This is a genomic window from Hydrogenobaculum sp. Y04AAS1, assembly GCF_000020785.1.
Taxonomy (GTDB): Bacteria; Aquificota; Aquificia; order Aquificales; family Aquificaceae; genus Hydrogenobaculum.
This window is the reverse complement of the sequence record NC_011126.1, coordinates 538,510-559,455: the sequence shown is the minus strand read 5'-3', so window position 1 is coordinate 559,455 and position 20,946 is coordinate 538,510. Positions and strand designations below refer to the sequence as shown.

General features: G+C 35.0%; 21 protein-coding genes and 2 tRNA genes. 8 read left to right on the top strand and 15 right to left on the bottom strand.

Annotation, left to right across the window (positions count from 1 at the left end; genetic code table 11):
* Window positions 1-16: 16 nt before the first annotated feature.
* The 10 genes from HY04AAS1_RS03135 to HY04AAS1_RS03090 all read right to left on the bottom strand — a co-directional run bounded on the left by HY04AAS1_RS03135 (window position 17) and on the right by HY04AAS1_RS03090 (window position 8,600).
* Window positions 17-1,171, bottom strand: coding sequence for a ribonuclease E/G (locus HY04AAS1_RS03135; RefSeq protein WP_012513668.1), 1,155 nt, complete (start codon window positions 1,169-1,171; stop codon window positions 17-19).
* A complete protein-coding gene (locus HY04AAS1_RS03130) occupies window positions 1,152-1,973 on the bottom strand; it encodes a Gfo/Idh/MocA family oxidoreductase (protein WP_012513667.1) in 822 nt (273 codons plus the stop codon). The genes HY04AAS1_RS03135 and HY04AAS1_RS03130 overlap by 20 nt, the downstream gene beginning before the upstream one ends.
* Window positions 1,970-3,028, bottom strand: coding sequence for a PilZ domain-containing protein (locus HY04AAS1_RS03125; protein ID WP_012513666.1), 1,059 nt, complete (start codon window positions 3,026-3,028; stop codon window positions 1,970-1,972). The genes HY04AAS1_RS03130 and HY04AAS1_RS03125 overlap by 4 nt, the downstream gene beginning before the upstream one ends.
* A gap of 6 nt (window positions 3,029-3,034) precedes the next feature.
* Window positions 3,035-3,973 carry a thioredoxin-disulfide reductase gene (gene trxB / locus HY04AAS1_RS03120; protein ID WP_012513665.1) on the bottom strand — a complete coding sequence of 313 codons (939 nt, stop codon included), beginning with the start codon at window positions 3,971-3,973 and terminating at the stop codon, window positions 3,035-3,037.
* Window positions 3,970-4,296 (bottom strand): thioredoxin, encoded by a 327-nt coding sequence (trxA, locus tag HY04AAS1_RS03115; protein WP_012513664.1) that lies wholly within the window; start codon window positions 4,294-4,296, stop codon window positions 3,970-3,972. Before trxA ends, trxB begins: the two co-directional genes overlap by 4 nt.
* Window positions 4,277-4,588: a metalloregulator ArsR/SmtB family transcription factor gene (locus HY04AAS1_RS03110; RefSeq protein ID WP_012513663.1), complete on the bottom strand. Its 312-nt coding sequence runs from the start codon at window positions 4,586-4,588 to the stop codon at window positions 4,277-4,279. Before HY04AAS1_RS03110 ends, trxA begins: the two co-directional genes overlap by 20 nt.
* Before the next feature lie 100 nt (window positions 4,589-4,688).
* Window positions 4,689-6,710: a TonB-dependent receptor gene (locus HY04AAS1_RS03105; protein ID WP_012513662.1), complete on the bottom strand. Its 2,022-nt coding sequence runs from the start codon at window positions 6,708-6,710 to the stop codon at window positions 4,689-4,691.
* A 162-nt stretch (window positions 6,711-6,872) separates the two neighbouring features.
* A tRNA-Arg gene (locus tag HY04AAS1_RS03100) sits at window positions 6,873-6,946 on the bottom strand.
* Window positions 6,947-7,089: 143 nt separating this feature from the next.
* Window positions 7,090-8,109: a hypothetical protein gene (locus HY04AAS1_RS03095; RefSeq protein ID WP_012513661.1), complete on the bottom strand. Its 1,020-nt coding sequence runs from the start codon at window positions 8,107-8,109 to the stop codon at window positions 7,090-7,092.
* Window positions 8,110-8,237: 128 nt separating this feature from the next.
* Window positions 8,238-8,600: a hypothetical protein gene (locus HY04AAS1_RS03090; RefSeq protein WP_012513659.1), complete on the bottom strand. Its 363-nt coding sequence runs from the start codon at window positions 8,598-8,600 to the stop codon at window positions 8,238-8,240.
* A 165-nt stretch (window positions 8,601-8,765) separates the two neighbouring features.
* Between HY04AAS1_RS03090 and HY04AAS1_RS03085 the strand changes: the two genes are divergently transcribed.
* Both HY04AAS1_RS03085 and ftsY read left to right on the top strand, forming a co-directional pair.
* Window positions 8,766-9,185 (top strand): Fur family transcriptional regulator, encoded by a 420-nt coding sequence (locus HY04AAS1_RS03085; RefSeq protein WP_012513658.1) that lies wholly within the window; start codon window positions 8,766-8,768, stop codon window positions 9,183-9,185.
* Window positions 9,186-9,220: 35 nt separating this feature from the next.
* Window positions 9,221-10,612 (top strand): signal recognition particle-docking protein FtsY, encoded by a 1,392-nt coding sequence (ftsY, locus tag HY04AAS1_RS03080; protein ID WP_012513657.1) that lies wholly within the window; start codon window positions 9,221-9,223, stop codon window positions 10,610-10,612.
* Here the strand turns inward: ftsY and HY04AAS1_RS08530 are convergent.
* The 4 genes from HY04AAS1_RS08530 to HY04AAS1_RS03065 form a co-directional block, all read right to left on the bottom strand.
* Complete coding sequence (locus tag HY04AAS1_RS08530) at window positions 10,609-10,740, bottom strand: hypothetical protein (protein WP_012513656.1); 132 nt, start codon at window positions 10,738-10,740, stop codon at window positions 10,609-10,611. The two genes, ftsY and HY04AAS1_RS08530, sit on opposite strands and share 4 nt — an antisense overlap.
* Window positions 10,741-10,782: 42 nt before the next feature.
* Window positions 10,783-12,678 (bottom strand): 1,4-alpha-glucan branching protein GlgB, encoded by a 1,896-nt coding sequence (glgB, locus tag HY04AAS1_RS03075; RefSeq protein ID WP_012513655.1) that lies wholly within the window; start codon window positions 12,676-12,678, stop codon window positions 10,783-10,785.
* Window positions 12,665-13,543: a UTP--glucose-1-phosphate uridylyltransferase GalU gene (galU, locus tag HY04AAS1_RS03070; RefSeq protein WP_012513654.1), complete on the bottom strand. Its 879-nt coding sequence runs from the start codon at window positions 13,541-13,543 to the stop codon at window positions 12,665-12,667. The genes glgB and galU overlap by 14 nt, the downstream gene beginning before the upstream one ends.
* A gap of 27 nt (window positions 13,544-13,570) precedes the next feature.
* A tRNA-Val gene (locus HY04AAS1_RS03065) sits at window positions 13,571-13,642 on the bottom strand.
* Window positions 13,643-13,753: 111 nt separating this feature from the next.
* Between HY04AAS1_RS03065 and HY04AAS1_RS03060 the strand changes: the two genes are divergently transcribed.
* Both HY04AAS1_RS03060 and HY04AAS1_RS03055 read left to right on the top strand, forming a co-directional pair.
* Window positions 13,754-14,977 (top strand): MFS transporter, encoded by a 1,224-nt coding sequence (locus tag HY04AAS1_RS03060; RefSeq protein WP_012513653.1) that lies wholly within the window; start codon window positions 13,754-13,756, stop codon window positions 14,975-14,977.
* Window positions 14,978-15,072: 95 nt separating this feature from the next.
* Window positions 15,073-15,321 carry a hypothetical protein gene (locus tag HY04AAS1_RS03055; protein WP_337954087.1) on the top strand — a complete coding sequence of 83 codons (249 nt, stop codon included), beginning with the start codon at window positions 15,073-15,075 and terminating at the stop codon, window positions 15,319-15,321.
* A gap of 4 nt (window positions 15,322-15,325) precedes the next feature.
* Here the strand turns inward: HY04AAS1_RS03055 and HY04AAS1_RS03050 are convergent, their stop codons facing one another.
* Window positions 15,326-15,853, bottom strand: a complete 528-nt coding sequence (locus tag HY04AAS1_RS03050; protein ID WP_012513651.1) for a phosphate-starvation-inducible PsiE family protein — start codon at window positions 15,851-15,853, stop codon at window positions 15,326-15,328.
* Between the two features lie 82 nt (window positions 15,854-15,935).
* Here HY04AAS1_RS03050 and fbp point away from each other — a divergent pair, with 82 nt between their 5' ends.
* Genes fbp through HY04AAS1_RS03030 form a run of 4 tightly spaced genes read left to right on the top strand, consistent with a single transcriptional unit; the run spans window position 15,936 to window position 20,943 of the window.
* Window positions 15,936-17,081 (top strand): fructose-1,6-bisphosphate aldolase/phosphatase, encoded by a 1,146-nt coding sequence (gene fbp, locus HY04AAS1_RS03045; RefSeq protein WP_012513650.1) that lies wholly within the window; start codon window positions 15,936-15,938, stop codon window positions 17,079-17,081.
* Between the two features lie 18 nt (window positions 17,082-17,099).
* Window positions 17,100-19,067 (top strand): aconitate hydratase, encoded by a 1,968-nt coding sequence (locus HY04AAS1_RS03040; RefSeq protein WP_012513649.1) that lies wholly within the window; start codon window positions 17,100-17,102, stop codon window positions 19,065-19,067.
* A gap of 2 nt (window positions 19,068-19,069) precedes the next feature.
* Window positions 19,070-20,068, top strand: a complete 999-nt coding sequence (locus HY04AAS1_RS03035; RefSeq protein WP_012513648.1) for a malate dehydrogenase — start codon at window positions 19,070-19,072, stop codon at window positions 20,066-20,068.
* Window positions 20,065-20,943, top strand: a complete 879-nt coding sequence (locus tag HY04AAS1_RS03030; RefSeq protein ID WP_012513647.1) for a tyrosine-type recombinase/integrase — start codon at window positions 20,065-20,067, stop codon at window positions 20,941-20,943. The genes HY04AAS1_RS03035 and HY04AAS1_RS03030 overlap by 4 nt, the downstream gene beginning before the upstream one ends.
* The last annotated feature ends 3 nt before the right edge of the window (window positions 20,944-20,946 follow it).

The following is a 20,946-nucleotide window of genomic DNA, read 5'->3' as shown; positions in this document are numbered from 1 at the left end:
AATTATTATAACTCTTTCATACAACACTTGGCATATTTTCTTGTTTAGATGCTTTTATGGTTTGGAATAAGCTTCTTCCAGTTTTTTTTCTTGCTATCTCCATAAGCCCAAGAGCCGTATATCCATAGACTGTGGTTTGGACGTTGTCTTTTGAAAAGCCATTTTTCAATACATCAAGCACCTCTTTTCTATGAACTTGATCTTTCATGAAAATAAAATCTATCATTATGATACCACCTATATTTCTAAGCTTTATTTGTCTTGGTATTTCTTTGGCTGCTTCCAGGTTTGTGGAGTAAGAACTTGATTCTATACAATCACAGGTATTTTTACCGCTATTTACATCTATTGTAGTCATAGCCTCTGTCTCTTCTATTACTAAAAAACCACCGCTTTCTAACCATACATACTTGCTTAAAAGCCTGTTGATGTGCTTTTCTACTTCGTATAAGTTTTCTAAACTCTCTTTATCAATAATCATTTCAACGTTTATATTTAAATCGTTTGACAATATGAAACCCACTATATTGTTGTAAACTTTTATATCAGATACTACAATTTTCTCTATACCACCAACATAATCTTTTATCATTGATACATAGCATGGCTCTTTAGGTTCTAATTGCATAATAGCTTTGTGAGATATGTCTCTTATGAGTTTTGCTTTTTTCCTATAAAATTCCAACTCTTGTCCTATTCTCGATATGTCTACATTTTTAGCTTGAGTCCTAATAATTACAGATTCTTTTTCTCTTAAAAGCCTATAAACTTTATCAATGTAATCGCTTTTAAAATTCTCATCAAAAAGATGTGAGGTTTTTACAGATTTATCAGCCTCATAATATATTATGTACTTTCCTTTAAAAGAGAGTTTGGTGGTTAATTTAGCTCCTTTAAATTTGGATGGTTCTTTTTTTACTTGAACAACAACATAATCTCCTATTTTATATTCTTTATCAGCTTCTTTGAAAGGCAGATACCCATCTTTTTTTAAACCTATATCAACAAAATATCCTTCTACTCCGTTTGCGATAGATTTTATCTTACCTAAAAAAATAGATGAGCTATATTCAGGATCGTTTAAATTGTCTACTTTAATATCTAAAAGTTCGTTACTTTTAAAAAGCATTGAAAATATTACATCATTCTTTTTATATACTACCAATTTCATCTTTTATATTATCTAACATTTTTAATATTTTAGCCGCTCTATCAAAAGATTCATCTTCTAAGCCATCTAAAAACTGCCCTAACATATCCATAAGCTTGTTGCCGTCTTTTCTCGTATAGGAAGTCCCATTCTCTAAGATAATTTCTTCATCTGCAAAATTCATAAAAATGCTTCCTTTGTTGGTATGAACAGTCCAACTCCTATCTATAAAATGGTGATTCCAAGCTACTTGCAACTGAAACGGTATTTCGTTGTTTACTTTTCCTGTTAGCTCCCAGACGTGCCCAACTCTAACGTTTTCTATTCTAACATCTCCAAATAAATACAATAAATTGTACAAATCATGCCAAGCTAAATCCCATATAGGATTTATATAACCTCTTCCTTTGTTTAGTCTTTTTATCTCTATATATTTTGGCTTTATGTGTTTTGGAAATTCTTTTATGCAAAGCGAGAATCTTTCAATTTCTGATATCCATATTTTATTCTTAAATTCTGTCAAGCTTATAAACTCTTCATAAGATGTGGCTGGTGGTTTTTCTATAAGTATATCAGCCCCAGTGTTTAACAACAACATTTTTGCTATATTTACATGTTGAGTAGGGTCTGTTGCTATGATAGCCTTAGAAATAGATGAATTTAAATCACCTATATCGCATACATAGGGAAAACCTTTATCTAATATTTTATTAATGTCTTTATCACAAAGCACTATATCCTTGGTTAATTGCTTTAGTACGTTTAGATATTTATTGCCCATATTACCAACGCCTATCAATACAATATGGTTTTGTACGCTCATAGCTCACCTAACTTGTAAGATTTCACTAAAAGTCTTTGTTGCTCTATTATGTAGCTTCTTATGTCCTCTTCTTGCTCTTTTGTTACATCTTCAAATTTTATACCATAACAAAAATGGTCTACAGCATCAAATTTATTTCTTATGGTACCAAATATTATTAAATCTTTATCGTATATGCGAAACTTTACAAATACTTTCTGAAGATCAGACAAAGATATACTAGTGCAAAACCTTGTTCCTCCTATGCTCAAATCCTTTATCACTCCTTCTATAAGATTATCTTCTTCTGGTTCCGGTAAAATCTGTTCTTTTTCATAAGCTTCCAGTTCCTCGGATGTAGGAAAATATATATATGCTTTTAAACTTAACTCTATCCTTACTGCGTCCCTGATAGGTGTCCTTAGAACCTTGTCTGAATGCTCTACCTTGTATAAAATCCTACCAGAATCTTCATATATTCCAATAACTTTTGAAGTAAAAGATGTTTGAACGTAGTCTTGAGTGATAAAACTAAACGTTACAATATCTCCTATTTTGATAGGACTCTTGTTTATGTTGTAAAGTGCTAGATAGATATATTTTTCGTCTTTATCCCATACAACAGCATCGTACGGTCTTTCATTAAACAAAATCTTTCCACTTTGATACAGTTCTATGTCTTTTGTGGTAGATATAGGTAAGAACCACGGTACATGGTCAAAACCAAGTTTATGCCTTAATTGGTTTATAATATCCGCAAAAGATGTATCTTTATTCAGAATTTTTGATGCCACTATTTCAAAAACCTTTTTATTGTTAAAGACTAAAGATACGTTCCATCTATAATCTGTAGAATATTTCCACAACAATTCAGCTTCCAACTCTGTTAGCCCATATTCTTTGGCTTTTTTGAAAAAATCTTCTTTTATTTTGTTTCTTTTTTTAATTTCTACTATCAAATATGGTATTAAAAAAAATAAAAATATAACGGTTAACAGCATCCATAAAACTATTATTATATTTGTGGTATTGGAACTGCTATACCATATATTTACCGCTTGCTGTAAAGTATTCATTAGATCTTATTCGGAATTTTGTAGATATCTTTCAGCAGCCATGGCAGCTATGCAACCCTCTCCAGCAGCAACAACAACTTGACCTGTTTGACCACTTCTACAATCCCCAGCAGCGAATATGCCTGATACTGAAGTTTCCATATTATCGTTAACCTTTATATATCCATACTCATCTAACTCTACCAAATCTTTTACTATATCTGTGGCCGGTATCATACCTATAAATATAAAGACACCATCTACGGATAAGATAGAATGTTCACCGGTTTTAGTATCTTCCAACAATAAAGAATTAACAAAATCGCTACCTTGGATGGCTTTTACCACTTTGTTTGGTACAAACTCTATTTTTGGATTAGAGAAAACTCTGTCTTGAAGAAGTGGTTTTGCCCTTAGTTTATCTCTTCTGTGTATTAGGTAAACTTTTGAGGCAAAGCGTGTTAAAAAGATCGCTTCTTGCGTTGCAGAATCACCACCGCCGACAACAGCTATTGGCACATCCTCAAAAAGAGCACCATCACAAGTAGCGCAATAAGATACACCTCTATTTAAAAATTCTTTCTCGCCTGGTACGTCAAGGGTCCTCATACGGGCACCAGTGGTAATTATGACGGTTTTCGCTCTTAACTCTGATCCATTGTCAAGTTTAAGGATTTTAATATTATCGTTGTCGTTTTCCACAGATATCACACCTTGCCTATGGATTTTAAGCCCAAACCTTTCAGCTTGAGCTTTGAATTTGCTTGTAAGTTCTTTGCCGCTTATACCTTCTGGAAACCCAGGATAGTTTTCTACTAAATCCGTTATAGCTATTTGGCCACCAAGTGTTGATTTTTCCAAAAGTATTACATCCATCTTGGCTCTAGCACAATAAAGCCCGGCTGTAAGACCGGCCGGACCTCCACCAACTATTATACAATCGTAAATTTTATGAGTGTTTATCATAAATTGTTTTTGATCATCTTTCTTAAGCCATCTTCTGGTTGTACACCAACTCTTGTATCTACCACTTCGCCATTTTTAAACATCATTATAGTAGGTATAGCTCTTATACCGTATCTCATGGATACACCTGGGTTATCGTCTGTGTTTAGCTTACCTACCTTTATTTGGCCAGCAAATTCACCGGCTAGTTTCTCAACGACTGGGGCTATGATTCTGCAGGGCCCACACCAAGGTGCCCAAAAATCAACCAAAACTGGAACTGAGGAGTTTATGACCTCATTTTCCCAGTTGGCGTCTGTAAGTTCAACAACATTTTGTGCCATCTTGAACCTCCTTAAACAATAAATTATAAACTTCTATAGCTCTTTTGTCCTTGATAAAATAACATATTATAGGTCCTTCTCTTTTCCATCCTACAATACCTTTTGAGCGAAGTATGGCAAGGTGCTGAGATATATTAGGTTGTGGGATTCCTAGCACATCCCCAAGATTTTTTACACATTGCTTGTGTTCTATCAGAAGTTCCACAATCCTCAACCTTACCGGATGCCCTAAAGCTTTTAAAAACTCGGCTATTTCTACAAGAGGCCCTTCGTTTTCTATTTCCATACTCATAATGAAAATATTATAAACTAATTTTTTTTATATTATGCGTTTTTTAAAAGCTTTTAAAAATAAAGGGCACAAGGCCCCAATAGAATGGACAAAGCGCGGTTTAAAAACTATATTGAGCGTTTATATAAAATGTGCGTCCTGGTTCTGGTAAATTTACTCCTATATTGAAAGGATTTGAGTAATAATCGTTATACATGTAATATTCTTGATTTAGAAGATTATCAACCCCAAGCACTACCGATATGCCGTTTTTAAGATTTATCCCACCAGATACGTTTACCAAGCCATAACCTGGTACTTTTTTCTCGTTTAAATCTGTGTTTACTTTATCCTGAGTGCTTGCTAAGATGGTCTCTATTTTACCAAAGTATGTTTTGTTGTCGTATTTTAGCGCCAAGACTTCCCTAAAAGGTGGTATGTCTGGTAGATTTGGGCTTGTGATGTGCTTAGCTTGGTTTGTTATTTGATAACCTCTAACGTAGGAGGTTTCTGATGATACGCTAAGAGTATCTGTTATAAAATATTTAGCGCTTAGATTGGCACCATTCATATAGGCGTTTGTATTCCAATATTCGTTTATCTTTCCTTTTGGGTTAGAAAATTGTGTTATGGTTATATAATCGTATATATATCTATAATAAAGATCAAGGTTCATAGAAAATCTGTTGTAATTAGAGGAAAGTCCTACATCAAACTCGTTGTTTTGGGCTGGTTTTAGGTTAGGATTTCCTATCCAATATTTACCCATGTTTACAAAATATATGTACCTTTCTTCTGGATCTGGTACTCTTACAGTATGCCCAAAGCCAACGTAAAAATTGTTGTATTGGTTAATGGTTTTATTAAGCTTTATATAACCACTTAGATATGTGTCTTCTTTGTCTTGTGGTGATGCTCCATAAAGTGAAGCGTATGAATATCCCATATTTTGGTAAGATAGATCTTTTTTCACCAAAGAACCGTCTGGTGATGATTTTGTATGGTCTATTCTAAGGCCTATGTTTATTTTTAGGCTTTTAAAAGCATTAAAATCTTTTTTAGTAAAAGCACCTATGTTTGTAATAAACACATCTGGGATTATGTAGGGAGGACTCATGCCCATTGATGTTTGATTTAACACATACCAATCTCTTCTGTAAAAATCAAGCCCAAAGGTGGTATCAAATACATCTGTGGAAATGGAAGAACCGTAGGTTTTTGTGCGAGCGTAGGTGGCCATGTACGGTTGAGGTCTATATTGGTTTGTCATAAGGTGATATACGTCTGTATAGTAAGTTTTGAAGTTTATACTTTTGATATCCTTTGAGATGTTTTCTTTGTCTATGTGAAAATTAACGATATTTGATCTATCGTATATGGCATCCATACTAAGAAATGGATACAGCACGTTGTTGGCGCTTTGCTTTATATATTCTAAACCTATATCTGTATTTGTAGTGGGTGTAAAGCCAAATTTAGTCATGTAAGAGTTTATGTTAAAATCATGGGTTGGTTTAGATTTATACTCGTTTGGTATATAATCTGTGATTTTGACACCATGAGCGTCTTTGTAAGGTTCGGCGGTTTTAAAAGAATACCCTGCCACAAAGTAAAACTTGCCGTTGTTGTAAGAAGCCTCTACGTTTGGATTTACAAATCCGTAAGAGTTTGCATTAAACGATAAATTTGAGTGAAATCCAAGTTTTGGATATATGGTTTTGACGTCTACCAAGCCACCCATAGAACCTTGGTGCGTTACGTCGTAGGGGCCATATACGATTTTTATCCCCTGAAGAAAGTTTAGAGGTATGTGAAAAGCTGGTACATCCATCCTACTTGGACATGCTCCGTAAAGCCTCGCCCCATCTATCAAAACGTTTATATTGTCTCTGTTTAGACCATCTAAAACTATATCGTTTGCAATAGGACCTTTGGAATAGTTAAATATACCAACTTGATTGTCAAGAGCTTGAGCTAAATCCACACTGCTTTTTCTTTGTAGTGTTTTACTGCTTTTAAAAGCCTCAAAACCTTTTGAACTACCAATTATTTCTAAAGGTTTTAGCAAGAAGATACTTGAAAAATCTTGTGCAAGACCAATAGATGAGAAAACACAAAGACTAAGAAGCACTTTCTTTACCATTTCCTATCCTCCTTTAGCTTTAAATCATATTTTATTTTAACATATATTTTTCGTGAAATCAAGTGAAATATTTGAGGTAAATTTAAAATAGATGTTATTTTTGGCTTTTAATATTTGAAGTAATGAGAAAAATAGATATTCTGTCAACGGTAGTTTTTTATACGTCTCCGGGCGGAGTCGAACCGCCGGCCTCGAGATTAGGAATCTCGCGCTCTATCCTACTGAGCTACGGAGACTAGCAATCTTAATATTATAAATGAAAATGGCTATTTTTGTATGGGGTAAATGTATTGTGAGCGCAATTTTTATAATCAACACCAAAACAATAAAATGTGTGAGTTAATGTTTAAAAAGCCTGCATAAAGCAGGCTCTTAAATTTTATTGGATGCTTATATATTGAACCATTCCGTTAGAACCAAGTAGCCAAATGAAGTTGTGGTTTATCACTTCTGGTAGTCCCATCCATTCCAAAATAGATGATCCAATATCAAAAGTATCGTCTTTTACTATTACAGGATTGTTTGATAATACACTTGATAATATGCTTGCACACATATTAGCTGGTGGTTCTGTTGTAAATGATATTGTAAGAGATGACGAGCTATTGGCAAGTGGTATGGAATAAGATATAGGATAACCGCCTTGTATCCAGTTAGATCCGCTACAATTGTTTCCGTCAGTATAAATATTGAAGTATGGTATTTCTGCTGATAATACGTCGTTCGTCATCCTAATAATCGGTGTTCCAGTATCATATATTGTTATGTAAGTAAGACTGTTAGGGTAATTGGCATTCACATATGGAGCATTTCCATTGCCAGTATAGCTAATCAAGTTGTTTGCACTAAAACTTCCAAGCGTTATACTTCCTATTGGTGTTGTAAAGCCTGGTGTTGCATAGTAAGTGTTAGATAATGGATAGAAACTTAATGAATAAGCGTTAAAGTATTGGTTTTGTTGCCATAGATAATACAATGGGCAGAAAGTATTGACAATTATATTTGTGCTATCAAAAGATGCAAATGTATTTTGCCCGCAGTCCATTCCAAAGTCACCTACTATATAATTTCCAGTTGGAAATGGAGCATTAGTGCCACTTGTGTTTGAATTTACTGCCACAGGCATATTTATGCAATCTGTTGATGCCGACGTTAAACAAACTTGCACGTTGGCTACCGTGCCTGAGAAAACTGTGCCATCACCAAAGTGTCCGTAAAAGGTTTGTGATGTGTAAGCTGACTGAGGTATAGGGAACGTTCCCTGATTGACAAGAACACCTGATGCCCCAGTATCAAATAAAAGATTTACTGGTTGTCCGTTGATATAAACAACGATAACTGGAATATTGGATGGTACAGTAGCAGATGATAAAATCCTGCTACCGGCATAAATATTCATCGCTATTGGATTGGCTGATATTTATGTTTGGGTTTGTGAACTGCCACCACCTCCGCCTCCACCGCCACAGGAAGCAAGGGTTAAGCCTATAACGCCTACTGCCAAAAGTTGTTTAGCGTTCACCTTCTTCATCTTACCACCTCCGCTGTTGTTGTTAGAAAACCTATGGTTCCAAAGGTAGTATACTTGTATGTGCCAGTGGGACAGGTGTACTCATAGGATGCCATCCTTAGAGGTATTCTTGTGATAAGCTGTTTTTGGCAGTTTTGTGGGTTTTGGATAAAGTAAGATACTGGGGCTAACTCTCTTGAGGAGATAGCTATTACTTTGGTGATGTTGTTGTTAGCATCGGTATATACCTTGTACTGGAAAGTATTACCTTGGACTGTGTAGATGTGAACCGTGGCAGACTTGTTGGACTGATTACCCACTACTTTTTGACTTACCACATTGTTTTGTGGTGTGAACGGCTGGTTCAAAAATAGTTGCATATTACACCTCCTTTTAAGTTTAGTTTTTTATTATACCGCATCGTGTAGAAATTAGTTTAATATTATAAACACATGCCGCTAAAACTATAATACATCAAACTATACTGTGCTGATAGGATGTTTTAAATCATTTTTAATAATAAATTTAAATTTATATTCTTTCTTATGAAGAAAGCGTTTGCGATTGGAAAATTGAAAGAGTTAGGTTATAAAATGACACCTCAAAGAGAGTATGTGCTTGATCTTTTTTTAGATTCCAAAGATCATCCAAGCGCTGAAACTCTTTATGGTATGATAAAAGAAAAATTTCCATATATATCTTTGTCCACAGTTTACAATACCCTCAATACATTAGTAGATATAGGATTAGCAAAAACTATTTACTTAGAAGATAAAACGTATTTTGATCCAAACTTAGAACCTCACTCTCATTTTATATGTGAACATTGTGGTAGCATCTACGATATGGAACCTGTATCTATAGATTTAAGCAGTGTTAAAAATGATAATATAGCCAGAACTACTAGTGTAGAGGTTTTTCTCTACGGAGTATGTAAAAACTGCATAAATGTAAAAGCAAATTAGTTGATAAAGCTTTTACTTTCATATAGAATATAGATATGTTTTTTTGGAAAAAGTCGGATACTGAGAAAAAGGCAGAGGAAGGGTCTAAAGAAGCTATATTAGAGCTTATAAAAAGCGGTAAAACCTCTAAAGCAGAATCTATATTAGAAAACTTTAAAGACAACGAAGAACTAAGAAAAATACTATTTGATTTATACTTAAAAAATAACGAATATTACAAAGCATATACGCTTATAGAAAAGTATAAAGATGTGGGTACAGCTCCAGAAAGGGCTTTGGTATACGAAGAATCTGGATATATCACAAAAGCTATAGAGGAATATTTAAAGATAGGAGATTTTAACAGTCTTTATAAAATAGGGCTTTTATATAAGCACATAGGAGATTACCAGAAGGCTTTAGAATTTATCAATAGAGCTTATCAGATAGTTCCTTACGATAAGAAAAAAGAAGTAGAAGAGCTTTTGTTTGACCTCAAAAAGATATTAGGAATAGTGGATATACCAAAAGAAAGCCTCTTTGAAAAAATAAGTAAGACCCTCAAAAAAACAAAAGATACTATCTTGCTAAATACTATTTTTATAAATAGAAAAATAGATGAAGAGCTTTTTGAGGAATTAGAGGAGAAGTTAATAAGAGCGGATATAAACGTTAAGCTTGTTTTAAATATTGTAGAAAATCTCAAAAAAGAAGCTATAAAACGCAATTTACAGACAGCAGAACAGCTTAAACCACTTTTGAAAGAAGAGCTTTTAAGCATTATAAGAAACTGCGGTAACAAAGATTTATTTTTCGAGCTTTTAAATGAAAAAGAAAAACCGTTTGTTATATTGTTCTTAGGGGTTAATGGGTCTGGTAAAACCACTACGATAGGAAAACTGGCTAGCATATACAAGGCTCAAAATAAGAAAGTGCTTCTTGGAGCAGCGGATACCTTTAGAGCAGCTGCAATAGAGCAATTAGAAGTATGGGCCCAGAGGGCTCAAGTGGATATAGTTAAAAAACAAGAAGGTGCTGATCCTGCATCGGTGGCTTTTGAAGCCACTAAAAAAGGTTTGGAAGAAGACTACGATGTGGTAATTATAGACACGGCAGGAAGGCTACATACGAAAGAACCACTTATAAATGAGCTTAGAAAAATTAAAAAGTCTATTCAAAAAGCTTATGAAAAAGCTCCTCAGAAAGCTTTGCTAGTTATAGATTCTACTATAGGCCAAAACTCTATATCTCAAGCAAAGATATTTAAAGAGGCTGTAGATATAAACGGTTTGGTGATAACGAAATTAGACGGTACATCCAAAGGTGGAAGCGTTATCTCTATATGTAAGGATTTAGCACTACCAATATATATGACAGCAGATGGTGAAAGAATGGAAGATTTGGACCCTTTTGATCCGGAAACGTTTGTAGACGCTCTACTTAGTTAGTCTATCTCCTCTTCTTCACCCTTATCAAGCTTATAAGATAAATAAAGAGCTCCAGCCACAGCTATTACTATAATAACCAATATAACGGCTCCTAAACCCTCAAAATGAAGAAAACCAAGATTTCCCATTGGAAATATTTTATAACATCAATATAAAATCTATATAAAATATTAAGCTAATTTTAAAAATAGCGCTCCTAACGGTGGAAGCGTTAAACTTATGGAAAAGTTAAACTTATGCCAAGGTTCAGCATGCGCTTCTATGAGTCCAGCGTTTCCAACGTTAGAACCCCAATAGTACATAGAGTCTGAATTTAATATTTCTTTATAAAAACCTGGTTTTGGAACACCTATTTTATAATCATGTCTTGGGACAGGAGTGGCGTTAAAAATACAGATTACGAAATCACCGTTTTTGGCTTTTCTTAAAAACGAAAAAATAGATTGCTCTACGTCTTGAAAATCAATCCATTCAAAACCTTCTGGATCGTGGTCTAATTCATAAAGAGCAGCCTCTTGGTGATAAAGTCTGTTTAAATCTTTTACCAAATTTTGTATACCTTTATGCGAATCAAACTCTAAAAGATGCCAGTCCAAGCTTTTATCGTGGTTCCACTCGTCAAATTGGCCAAACTCACTACCCATAAAAAGAAGCTTTTTACCAGGACTTCCATACATATAAGATAGTAAAAGTCTTAAATTTGCAAATTTTTGCCAGTAATCACCGGGCATTTTTCCTATCAAAGAACCTTTTCCATGCACCACCTCATCGTGAGAGAGCGGTAATATGAAGTTTTCGTTAAAAGCATAAAGCATCCTAAACGTTATATCTTGTTGATGATATTTTCTATGCACAGGATCTTTGGAAAAATAGTTTAGCGTGTCGTGCATCCAGCCCATATCCCACTTAAAGCCAAACCCCAAACCCCCGATGTAGGTGGGTTTTGTAACCATAGGCCAAGCGGTGGATTCTTCTGCTACCGTAAATATCCCCGGATTAAAGATATATACTGCTTCATTTAGTTTCCTTAGACAATCAATAGCTTCTAAATTTTCTTTACCACCGTAAATATTTGGTTCCCATTCACCTTCTTTTCTTGAATAATCAAGATAAAGCATGGAGGCAACGGCATCCACTCTTATACCATCTACATGATATTTATTAAACCAAAAATTCGCACTGCTTATTAAAAACGCCCTAACTTCATGTCTTCCATAGTTAAATATATAGCTCCCCCAATCCGGATGATAACCTTTTCTTTTGTCCATGTGCTCGTAAAGATGAGTCCCGTCAAAGAAAGAAAGCCCATAATCGTCTGTGGCAAAATGAGATGGCACCCAATCGAGTATCACACCTATATCGTTTTGATGCAAAAGTTCTACAAGATACATAAAATCTTTTGGCTCTCCATGTCTGGATGTGGGAGCAAAATAAGAAAGCGTTTGATATCCCCAAGACCCGTAAAAAGGATGCTCCATAATAGGTAAAAACTCTACATGGGTAAATCCCATATCTTTTACATACTCTACAAGCTGATGGGCTATATCCTTATAAGATAGAAATTCGTTTTCTAACGTTCTTCTCCAAGAACCAAGATGCACTTCGTATATGCTTATGGGTTCTTTGTAGTGGTTTGACTGTCTTCTTTTTGAAAGCCATAAATCATCTTTCCATTGATAGCCAGATATATCGTAAATTATACCGGCACTTTTTGGTGGGACTTCTGTATAAAACGCGAATGGATCTCTTTTTTCTACCTCGTATCCAAAGTTTGAGACTATGTAATACTTATAAAGTTCATAGCTTTTAAGACCCTCTATGAAGATTTCCCATATGCCAGAGCTTCCTTTGGGTCTTAAAGGGTATTCTTTTTTATTCCAAAAGTTAAAACTACCCTCTACATAGACTTCTTTTGCGTTTGGAGCCCAAACTGCAAAATATACTCCACCTTCAAGTACATGAGCTCCAAGCTTTTCATAAAGATGATAATGCGTTCCTTCGTTAAAAAGATACAAATCTTCATCGGTTAAAAGGCTTATATCGTAATTGTATTTATAATAAGCCATTATTTTTTACTACATCTTTTAAAAAGCTAAAAAACTCGTCTTTTAAATCCTCTCTTTGTAAAGCAAATTCAACTATAGTTTTTAAATAATCAAGCTTGTTCCCTGTGTCATATACCCTTGCTTTAACTTTGTAAGCGTAAACTGCCTCATCTTCTAAAAGCATCTTCATAGCATCTGTGAGCTGTATTTCTCCACCTTTGCCTGGTTTTGTGTTTTTAAGCTTTTCAAAAATAGTAGGTGTAAAAAGATACCTTCCCAAAATAGCCAGATTCGAAGGAGCTGTTTCTACGTCTGGTTTTTCTACCATATTTTCTATTAGAAATATATCATCTTCTATTTCTTTTCCAGATACTATACCGTATTTATACACTTCTTCTCTTGGAACTTCATAAACTGCTACTATACTTTTCCCAAATTTTTTGTAAAGATTTTTCATCTCTGAGATGATGTTTACATCTGTCTGAATTACTATATCACCGAGAGAGACAACGAAAGGCTCTGCACCTACTACGGGCTCAGCTGTTAAGACAGCATGTCCAAGACCGAGCTGCTCTTTTTGTCTTATATATATTGGATTTATAAGGTGAGAAACTGTTTTTATGTTTTCAAGTAGGTCCTTTTTGTTGTTTTTCTCGAGAAAAATCTCTAAATCTGTATTTACATCAAAATGGTGCTCTAAAGGTCTTTTATGCCTTCCAGTGACAAATATTATATTTTCTATGCTGCTCATCAAGAGCTCTTCTACAATAAATTGGATAACTGGCTTATCTATTATTGGAAACATCTCTTTTGGCATTGCCTTAGTAGCTGGTAAAAACCTTGTGCCCCACCCAGCAGAAGGTATAACGGCTTTTCTAACATCCATATGTTTGTCCCCTAGTTTTGTTTAAAATAGGTGAGACAGGGGTCGAACCTGCGACCTACGCCTTGTAAGGGCGTCGCTCTCCCACTGAGCTACTCACCTTAATTGAAAATATAATAACATAAAATAAAAAAGTTTGCACAACTTTTAAAAGTAGATGATTGGTATCATTTATTATTAAATTTTTATAATTTGTTATTATAATATCCTCATATGAAAGGTTTTACTAAAGAAGAACAGAAATCGGTATTAGGGATAACGTTTGCCATAGCCGTTAGAATGTTGGGGCTTTTCTTGCTTTTGCCAGTTTTATCTCCTTATGCAAAGGGTTTGCCTGGTTCTACACCTTTGCTTGTGGGATTGGCGTTTGGTACTTATGGTTTTGCTCAAGCGTTTTTACAAATTCCGTTTGGCTATCTATCTGATAAATACGGTAGAAAACCCATTATAACAATAGGTATGCTAACTTATGTGCTTGGAAGCTTTTGGGCGGGTTTTGCTCATACGGCCATAGAGCTGGTGTTAGCTAGGTTTGTCCAAGGATTTGGGGCTGTTTCTTCAGCTTTATCTTCTTTAGCAGCAGACCTTACCCGAGAAGAAGTAAGAACACAAGCTTTTGCCCACATAGGTGCAGCGATAGGTATAGTTTTTGCTTTTTCTATAGTGGTAGCTCCTATCATGGCTCATTATTTAGGTGTTCCAATGATGTTTTATATTACAGGTATACTATCTTTTATAGCTATGATATATATATTGCTTTTTATAAAAGAACCAAAAGTACATGCCAAAGATAGGGAGATACACCCGTCTTTGAAAAACATTTTAACGCTTTTAAAAGATAAAAATCAAATAATGTTAAATACTTCGGTGACCGTGGCTCATTATTTCTTGGTTTCCGTATTTACAGTGGTTCCAATTTATTTTATAAAACATGATTTTCCGAAGTCTCATCATTGGATAGTTTATCTTCCCACAGTGTTTTTAGCCTTAGTTATAATGGTGCCAGCCACCATAGTTGCAGAGAGGAAAGCTAAGATGAAGGAGGTTTTTCTAACGGCAATTTTTTCGTTGATTGTTGGTTTTACATTGTTTTTCATATTTAGAGGAGTATTAGCAGGTGCCTTGTTGATAATGTTTTTCTTTATTGGATTTTTCTTGCTAGAACCTATTATGCCTTCTCTTTTGACAAAGTTAACTCATAAGGATTTAAGGGGGCTTTCAATGGGCTTTTACAATATGAATCAGTTTGTTGGTGCTTTTCTAGGAGGTCTTTTTGGTGGTATTTTTCTTACAAGCCCAAAAACTATGTCTATAGTTGATGTTGCAATAGGAGCAATTTGGCTTATATTAACTTATAAATGGTTAAGTTCAATAAAGATACCAAGAAGTTCAAGAGAGGTAGAAGAGGAATTCATAGAGCCGCCTGGGCTTTATTGATAGGCTTTTTAATATTTTTATCTTCTTGCGCAAATAGTACAAATGCTTATGCTCATTATATTTCATATAAAGTAAACTCTTTGGTGGGTGCTAATTTGAGCAAGCTTATCGAAGAGCTTGGTCCACCCTCAAGTGTTGTCAAATTAAAAAATGGTTCCCGCATATTTAGTTATATATTTGTAAGAAGATACGTATATCCCTCCACTTGTACAGGTTACTCTTATTATTTTGGGGCTGTAGATTGTTTTCCACCGGAAGTTGAAGAGAGAAAATTTTATGCAAACTTTTGGGTAGATAAGAATGACAAAATTTATAAGGCAGAATTCTCAAATAGCAAATTTTAGTTTATTATCCTTCTTCTAAAGGTTCTGGTTTAATTATATATTTTTTATCCTTTTTATATACTTTAAAACGTTTATAATATCCTTTTCTCATATCTTTAAAAAAGAAATATTTAGGCAAGTAATACATAAGCGCTAAGACTGAAAGGAGTATGCTAATGCCAATGTAATCATCTAAATGCATATAAGGAGCCCTTATCAAAAGCTCTCTTAACACAGCTATGATAGTTGTTTTTATTATAAGCGCTGTATCAAGGCGTCTTTCTTTCAAATATACTATCATAAGCCTAAAAAGCTCTGCTAGAATAAAAAGATACGTAAATTTTGGAAGTATCTTAGAAAATGTATATTTTTCATATATCATATATCTCCCGATATCTATGATAGCAAGAATGCTTAAATAAAATAGTAAAAGCGTTAAGGATACGATGATAGCATCTTCAAAAAATTCAAACAAATCTCCAAGCCTATCGTGTAGTTTGTGTGGTTCTAGTAAAGCTCTATATGTTTTATGAAGAGTTTTTAGGCTGTTCATAAAACTATTATATAAAATTTCTTATTTTAAAAGCTAGAAAATATATTAAAATATATGTAATAAACCTTTAAGGAGGAAAGCCATGAAAATAACTTTAAGCGTTATCAAAGCAGATATTGGAGGATATGTAGGTCATTCTTGCACCCATCCAGATGTGGTAAAAACCACAGAAGAATATGTTAGAAAGTTTGTAGGTAATCTTATAATAGATTTAAAAGTACTTACCTGTGGAGATGATATAGCTCTTGTTATGACGCATCAGCATGGTGTGGATAGCGAAAAGATACACAAATTAGCATGGGATGCTTTCAGTGCTGGCACAGAAGTAGCTAAAAAGCTTAAACTATACGGCGCTGGTCAGGATTTGTTGACTGATGCTTTTAGTGGAAATATAAAAGGTTTAGGTCCTGGTGTTGCTGAAATGGAGTTTGAAGAAAGGCCATCAGAGCCGGTGATAGTATATTTTGCAGACAAAACGTCACCTAGCGCTTGGAACCTTGCTCTTTACGAGATGTTTGCTAGTCCCATGAATACAGCTGGTCTTGTTATAGATCCAAAAATGCACGAAGGCTTTACCTTTACTGTGTTAGACGTTTATACTGGAAAAGCCGTTAAACTAAACACTCCATCAGAGCTTTACGATTTGTTAGCTCTTATTAGCTCAGCATCAAAGTATGTGGTTAAAGAGGTGCATAGAAATATAGACGGTGAAATAGCTGCAGTTGCATCTATTCAAAAATTGTCTTTAATAGCTGGCCAGTATGTAGGAAAAGATGATCCAGTAATGATTGTACGTACTCAAAGCGGTTTTCCAGCTGTGGGTGAAGCCTTAGAACCTTTTGCTAGACCTTGGATAGTAGAGGGCTGGATGAGAGGATCTCACAATGGTCCAATTATGCCAGTTGGCTTTGAGGATGCAACACCATCAAGATTTGACGGTCCGCCAAGGGTAATAGCTGCTGGTTTTCAAATAGCCAACGGTATGTTGGTAGGTCCAAGAGACATGTTTAAAGATAAAGCTTATGATTATGCTAGAAAAGTAGCCTCTGATATAGCAAACATATTAAGAAGACAAGGTATTTTTGAACCACACAGATTGCCAAGCGAAGAGATGGAATATACTACCTTACCAAAAGTTATAGAAAAATTGAGTTCAAGGTTTTTTGATGTGGATAACAACGTCTCAAGCGATAAGTCAAATATGCTAGTTAAAGAAGACATGGATTAAGGAGGACTGATATAGCCTATGGCAAAAGGTACAGTAGCATACAAGATTTTAGAAAATCATTTAGTAAGCGGGAAGCTTATACCAGGTGAAGAGATAGCTATAAGGATAGATCAGACTTTAACTCAAGATGCCACAGGTACTATGGCTTATTTGCAATTTGAAGCCATGGGCGTAGATAGGGCAAAGACAGAATTGTCTGTTAGTTATATAGATCACAATATGCTTCAAACGGATTTTAAAAATCCAGATGACCATAAATATCTTATAAGTGTTGCCAAAAGGTACGGTCTTTATCTATCAAAACCAGGCAATGGTATATGCCACCAAGTGCATGTTGAAAGGTTTGCAAAGCCTGGTAAAACGTTGATAGGCTCTGATTCTCATACTCCAACAAGCGGCGGAGTGGGAATGATAGCTATAGGCGCCGGTGGTCTTGATGTGGCAGCTGCTATAGCCGGTGAACCTTTTACGCTTAAGATGCCAAAAATTGTTGGTGTAGAACTTGTTGGTCAGCTCCAAGATTGGGTAAGTGCAAAAGATATCATTTTGGAGCTTTTAAGAAGATTAACGGTAAAAGGTGGTGTTGGTAAAATCTTTGAATATTTTGGTGAAGGTGTAAAAACGCTAACGGTCCCAGAAAGAGCAACTATTACAAATATGGGAGCCGAACTTGGAGCTACTACATCGATATTTCCGTCTGATGAGCAAACGAGGTTATTCTTAAAAGCCCAAGGAAGAGAATCAGATTTTGTTGAAATACTACCGGATAAAGATGCAGAGTACGATGAGGTGATAACTATAAATCTTTCTGAATTAGAACCTCTTATAGCATGTCCTCATTCACCAGACAATGTAAAAAGAGTTAGTGAAGTAGAAGGCATTCCAGTAGATCAAGTGGCAATAGGTTCTTGTACCAACTCCTCCTTTGCTGATTTAACAAGGGCGTCGCTGCTTTTAAAAGGGCAAAAGGTAAACGACGATACTATATTCGCCGTTTCTCCTGGTTCAAAACAGGCTCTTGAATATGCAACTCAAACAGGCATATTGTTAGATTTCTTGAAGGCTGGAGCCAGGATATTAGAAAGTGGATGCGGTCCTTGTATTGGTATGGGATATGCACCACCTTCAAAAGGAGTATCTGTTAGGAGCTTCAATAGAAACTTTGAAGGGCGTTCTGGTACAAAGGATGCTGGCGTATATTTGGCTTCTCCGGAAGTATGCACCGCCTCAGCTATAGCTGGTGTTATAAAAGATCCAAGAAAGTTGGCAAAAGAAAGAAACATCCCATATAAAAAAGTAGAAATGCCAGAGAGATTTCCATATGGAGATGAAGCTATAATACCACCCCTACCAGAAGAAGAGGCAAAAAAAGTAGAAATATATAGAGGTCCAAACATAAAACCTCTTCCAGACTTTGATCCGTTTGGAGACAACGTAAAAGCTAAAGTAGCCATAAAAGTTACAGACAACATAACCACAGACCACATCATGCCAGCTGGGGCTCAAATATTGCCGCTTCGTTCAAACATATACGCTATATCTGAGTATGTTTATCATCTTGTGGATCCTGAATTTGTTAAACGCACAAAACAAAACAAAGAACAAGGATACGACAGCGTTATAATAGGTGGGGAGAATTACGGGCAAGGATCATCCAGAGAGCACGCCGCTTTAGCTCCAAGATTTTTAGGTGTTAGAGCTGTTATAGCCAAATCCTTTGCAAGGATACATCATGCTAATCTTGTTAATTTTGGTATAGCACCTTTGGAATTTACAAACAAAGCCGATTACGATAAATTCTCTTTAAACAATGAGATAGAAATATCAGATGTAAGAAAATCTATAGAACAGAACAAACCCGTAAAAGTAAGAAATCTAACTACCGGTGAGGAAGTTGAGGTCGCTTACAATCTAACGCCAAAACAAAAAGAGATACTCCTTGGTGGTGGGCTTTTGAGATATATAAAATCCAAAAATAGGAGATAAACATGGGGCATAAGAAAACTGTTTCCATTATAGGTGCAGGGAACGTAGGAGAACACATAGCATCTCTTTTGGTACTCAAAGGTGCCGTAAACATAAGGCTTTTTGATTTACCAAAGAAAGACGGGGAGAAACTGTACGCTCATGTGAAAGGTAAGGCCCTAGACATGCTCCAAATGGCATGCGCTCTTGGAATAGACACTGATATAAGTGGTTTTGTAGTAGACCAAAACGGAAACGGTTACGAAGCGTTAGAAGGTTCTGACATAGTGGTAATAACGGCCGGGTTTCCCAGAAAACCCGGAATGTCTAGGGATGATCTTCTTGGTATAAACATATCTATAATGAATACGATATCAGAACAGATTAAAAAATACGCTAAAAATTCTATAGTGATAGTTGTTACGAATCCTGTAGATATAATGACTTATGCGGTATACAAATTGCTCGGATGCAATAGAAAAAGAGTGATAGGAATGGCTGGTGTACTAGATTCTTCAAGGTTCAGGACATTTATATCTTTAGAATTAAACGTATCTCCAAAAGATGTGCATGCTTATGTAATAGGTGGTCATGGAGACGAGATGGTACCTTTAGCAGGTGTTTCAAATGTAGGTGGTATACCTATATCAACTTTAATCGATGAAAAAAAGATAAAGGAGTTAGTAGAGAGAACTAGGTTTGGAGGTGGTGAGATTGTGGATTATATGGGTACTTCAGCTTATCATGCTCCAGCGGCTTCAGTGGTTGAGATGATAGAATCTGTGGCGTTAAATGCAAAAAGGGTTTTGACTTGTTCTGTGCTTTTAGATGAAGAAGCTTCTAAATATTATGAAGCTGAAAATTTGTGCGTGGGTGTACCTGTAAAGCTTGGTGAAAATGGAGTTGAGAAGATTGTGAAAGTCCCAATGACGGATTTTGAAAGAGATCTTTGGATGAAGTCTGTGGCATCTGTAAAGAAAAATATAGCCATAGCAGATGAATTTGTAAGCAAATATATATGAGTATAATAGATGCTTGGATAAAACATTTAGAGAGGACAAGGAGTGCTTTTACAAGAAATTCTTATATAAATCATATAAAAACGTTTTCGCATGTTGTTTCTAAAAACTTAGAAACTGAAGAAGATTTATCAAATATAGCATCAAAGAATGTATATCAATTTGTGGACTATGCGTCTTTGTCTCCACAAACAATGTTGGCTATTTTTAGTGCTTTGAAGCACTATATCAAATTTGCTTATAGAAGAAATATTTTATCTGAGGAAAATTACAACGATATATTAAAAGCCATAGAAGAAGTTAGAGAAGATTTAAATATGAAAAAACAAAAATATCCACCTAAAGCTCTATCCGAGGACGAGCTAGAAAAAATATTTAAAGCTGTAAAAGACACTAGATACTATAAGATCTACAACCTTTTTCTCAACAGCGGTATAAGGCTTATAGAATTTGAAAAATTAAGACCAGATAACTTTTTTTTAGATAAATCAAATATTCTTTGGATAAGACTGGACGCTAACATGACGAAAAGGAACAAACCACGCATAACTCCCGTTATAAGCTTTAGCAAGGATAAGACGATAGAGATCGGGCTCCAAATATACGAGTGGATAGAAAACTTTGAATATAATTTTAGGGTTAAAAGAGGGGTTTTGCAAGTGTATACAGATAGATTATCCAAAAGACTAAATATAGATTTTAGTATCCATAGTTTTCGGCATACTTATATTACAAACTTGGTAAACTATGGATTTTCAGCAGAAATTGTAAAAGAGTTTGTTGGGCATTCTGATATTAAAACCACAATAGATACATATTATAAATTTTCACAAAAAAGGGCTCAAGAACTTGTAAATAAGCTTTTTGGCAACAATTAATGC

Coding starts and splice junctions, on each gene's coding strand:
- HY04AAS1_RS03135 (WP_012513668.1), bottom strand. CDS start 1,171: ATGAAATTGGTAGTATATAAAAAGAATGATGTAATATTTTCAATGCTT.
- HY04AAS1_RS03130 (WP_012513667.1), bottom strand. CDS start 1,973: ATGAGCGTACAAAACCATATTGTATTGATAGGCGTTGGTAATATGGGC.
- HY04AAS1_RS03125 (WP_012513666.1), bottom strand. CDS start 3,028: ATGAATACTTTACAGCAAGCGGTAAATATATGGTATAGCAGTTCCAAT.
- trxB (WP_012513665.1), bottom strand. CDS start 3,973: ATGATAAACACTCATAAAATTTACGATTGTATAATAGTTGGTGGAGGT.
- trxA (WP_012513664.1), bottom strand. CDS start 4,296: ATGGCACAAAATGTTGTTGAACTTACAGACGCCAACTGGGAAAATGAG.
- HY04AAS1_RS03110 (WP_012513663.1), bottom strand. CDS start 4,588: ATGAGTATGGAAATAGAAAACGAAGGGCCTCTTGTAGAAATAGCCGAG.
- HY04AAS1_RS03105 (WP_012513662.1), bottom strand. CDS start 6,710: ATGGTAAAGAAAGTGCTTCTTAGTCTTTGTGTTTTCTCATCTATTGGT.
- HY04AAS1_RS03095 (WP_012513661.1), bottom strand. CDS start 8,109: ATGAATATTTATGCCGGTAGCAGGATTTTATCATCTGCTACTGTACCA.
- HY04AAS1_RS03090 (WP_012513659.1), bottom strand. CDS start 8,600: ATGCAACTATTTTTGAACCAGCCGTTCACACCACAAAACAATGTGGTA.
- HY04AAS1_RS03085 (WP_012513658.1), top strand. CDS start 8,766: ATGAAGAAAGCGTTTGCGATTGGAAAATTGAAAGAGTTAGGTTATAAA.
- ftsY (WP_012513657.1), top strand. CDS start 9,221: ATGTTTTTTTGGAAAAAGTCGGATACTGAGAAAAAGGCAGAGGAAGGG.
- HY04AAS1_RS08530 (WP_012513656.1), bottom strand. CDS start 10,740: ATGGGAAATCTTGGTTTTCTTCATTTTGAGGGTTTAGGAGCCGTTATA.
- glgB (WP_012513655.1), bottom strand. CDS start 12,678: ATGGCTTATTATAAATACAATTACGATATAAGCCTTTTAACCGATGAA.
- galU (WP_012513654.1), bottom strand. CDS start 13,543: ATGGATGTTAGAAAAGCCGTTATACCTTCTGCTGGGTGGGGCACAAGG.
- HY04AAS1_RS03060 (WP_012513653.1), top strand. CDS start 13,754: ATGAAAGGTTTTACTAAAGAAGAACAGAAATCGGTATTAGGGATAACG.
- HY04AAS1_RS03050 (WP_012513651.1), bottom strand. CDS start 15,853: ATGAACAGCCTAAAAACTCTTCATAAAACATATAGAGCTTTACTAGAA.
- fbp (WP_012513650.1), top strand. CDS start 15,936: ATGAAAATAACTTTAAGCGTTATCAAAGCAGATATTGGAGGATATGTA.
- HY04AAS1_RS03040 (WP_012513649.1), top strand. CDS start 17,100: ATGGCAAAAGGTACAGTAGCATACAAGATTTTAGAAAATCATTTAGTA.
- HY04AAS1_RS03035 (WP_012513648.1), top strand. CDS start 19,070: ATGGGGCATAAGAAAACTGTTTCCATTATAGGTGCAGGGAACGTAGGA.
- HY04AAS1_RS03030 (WP_012513647.1), top strand. CDS start 20,065: ATGAGTATAATAGATGCTTGGATAAAACATTTAGAGAGGACAAGGAGT.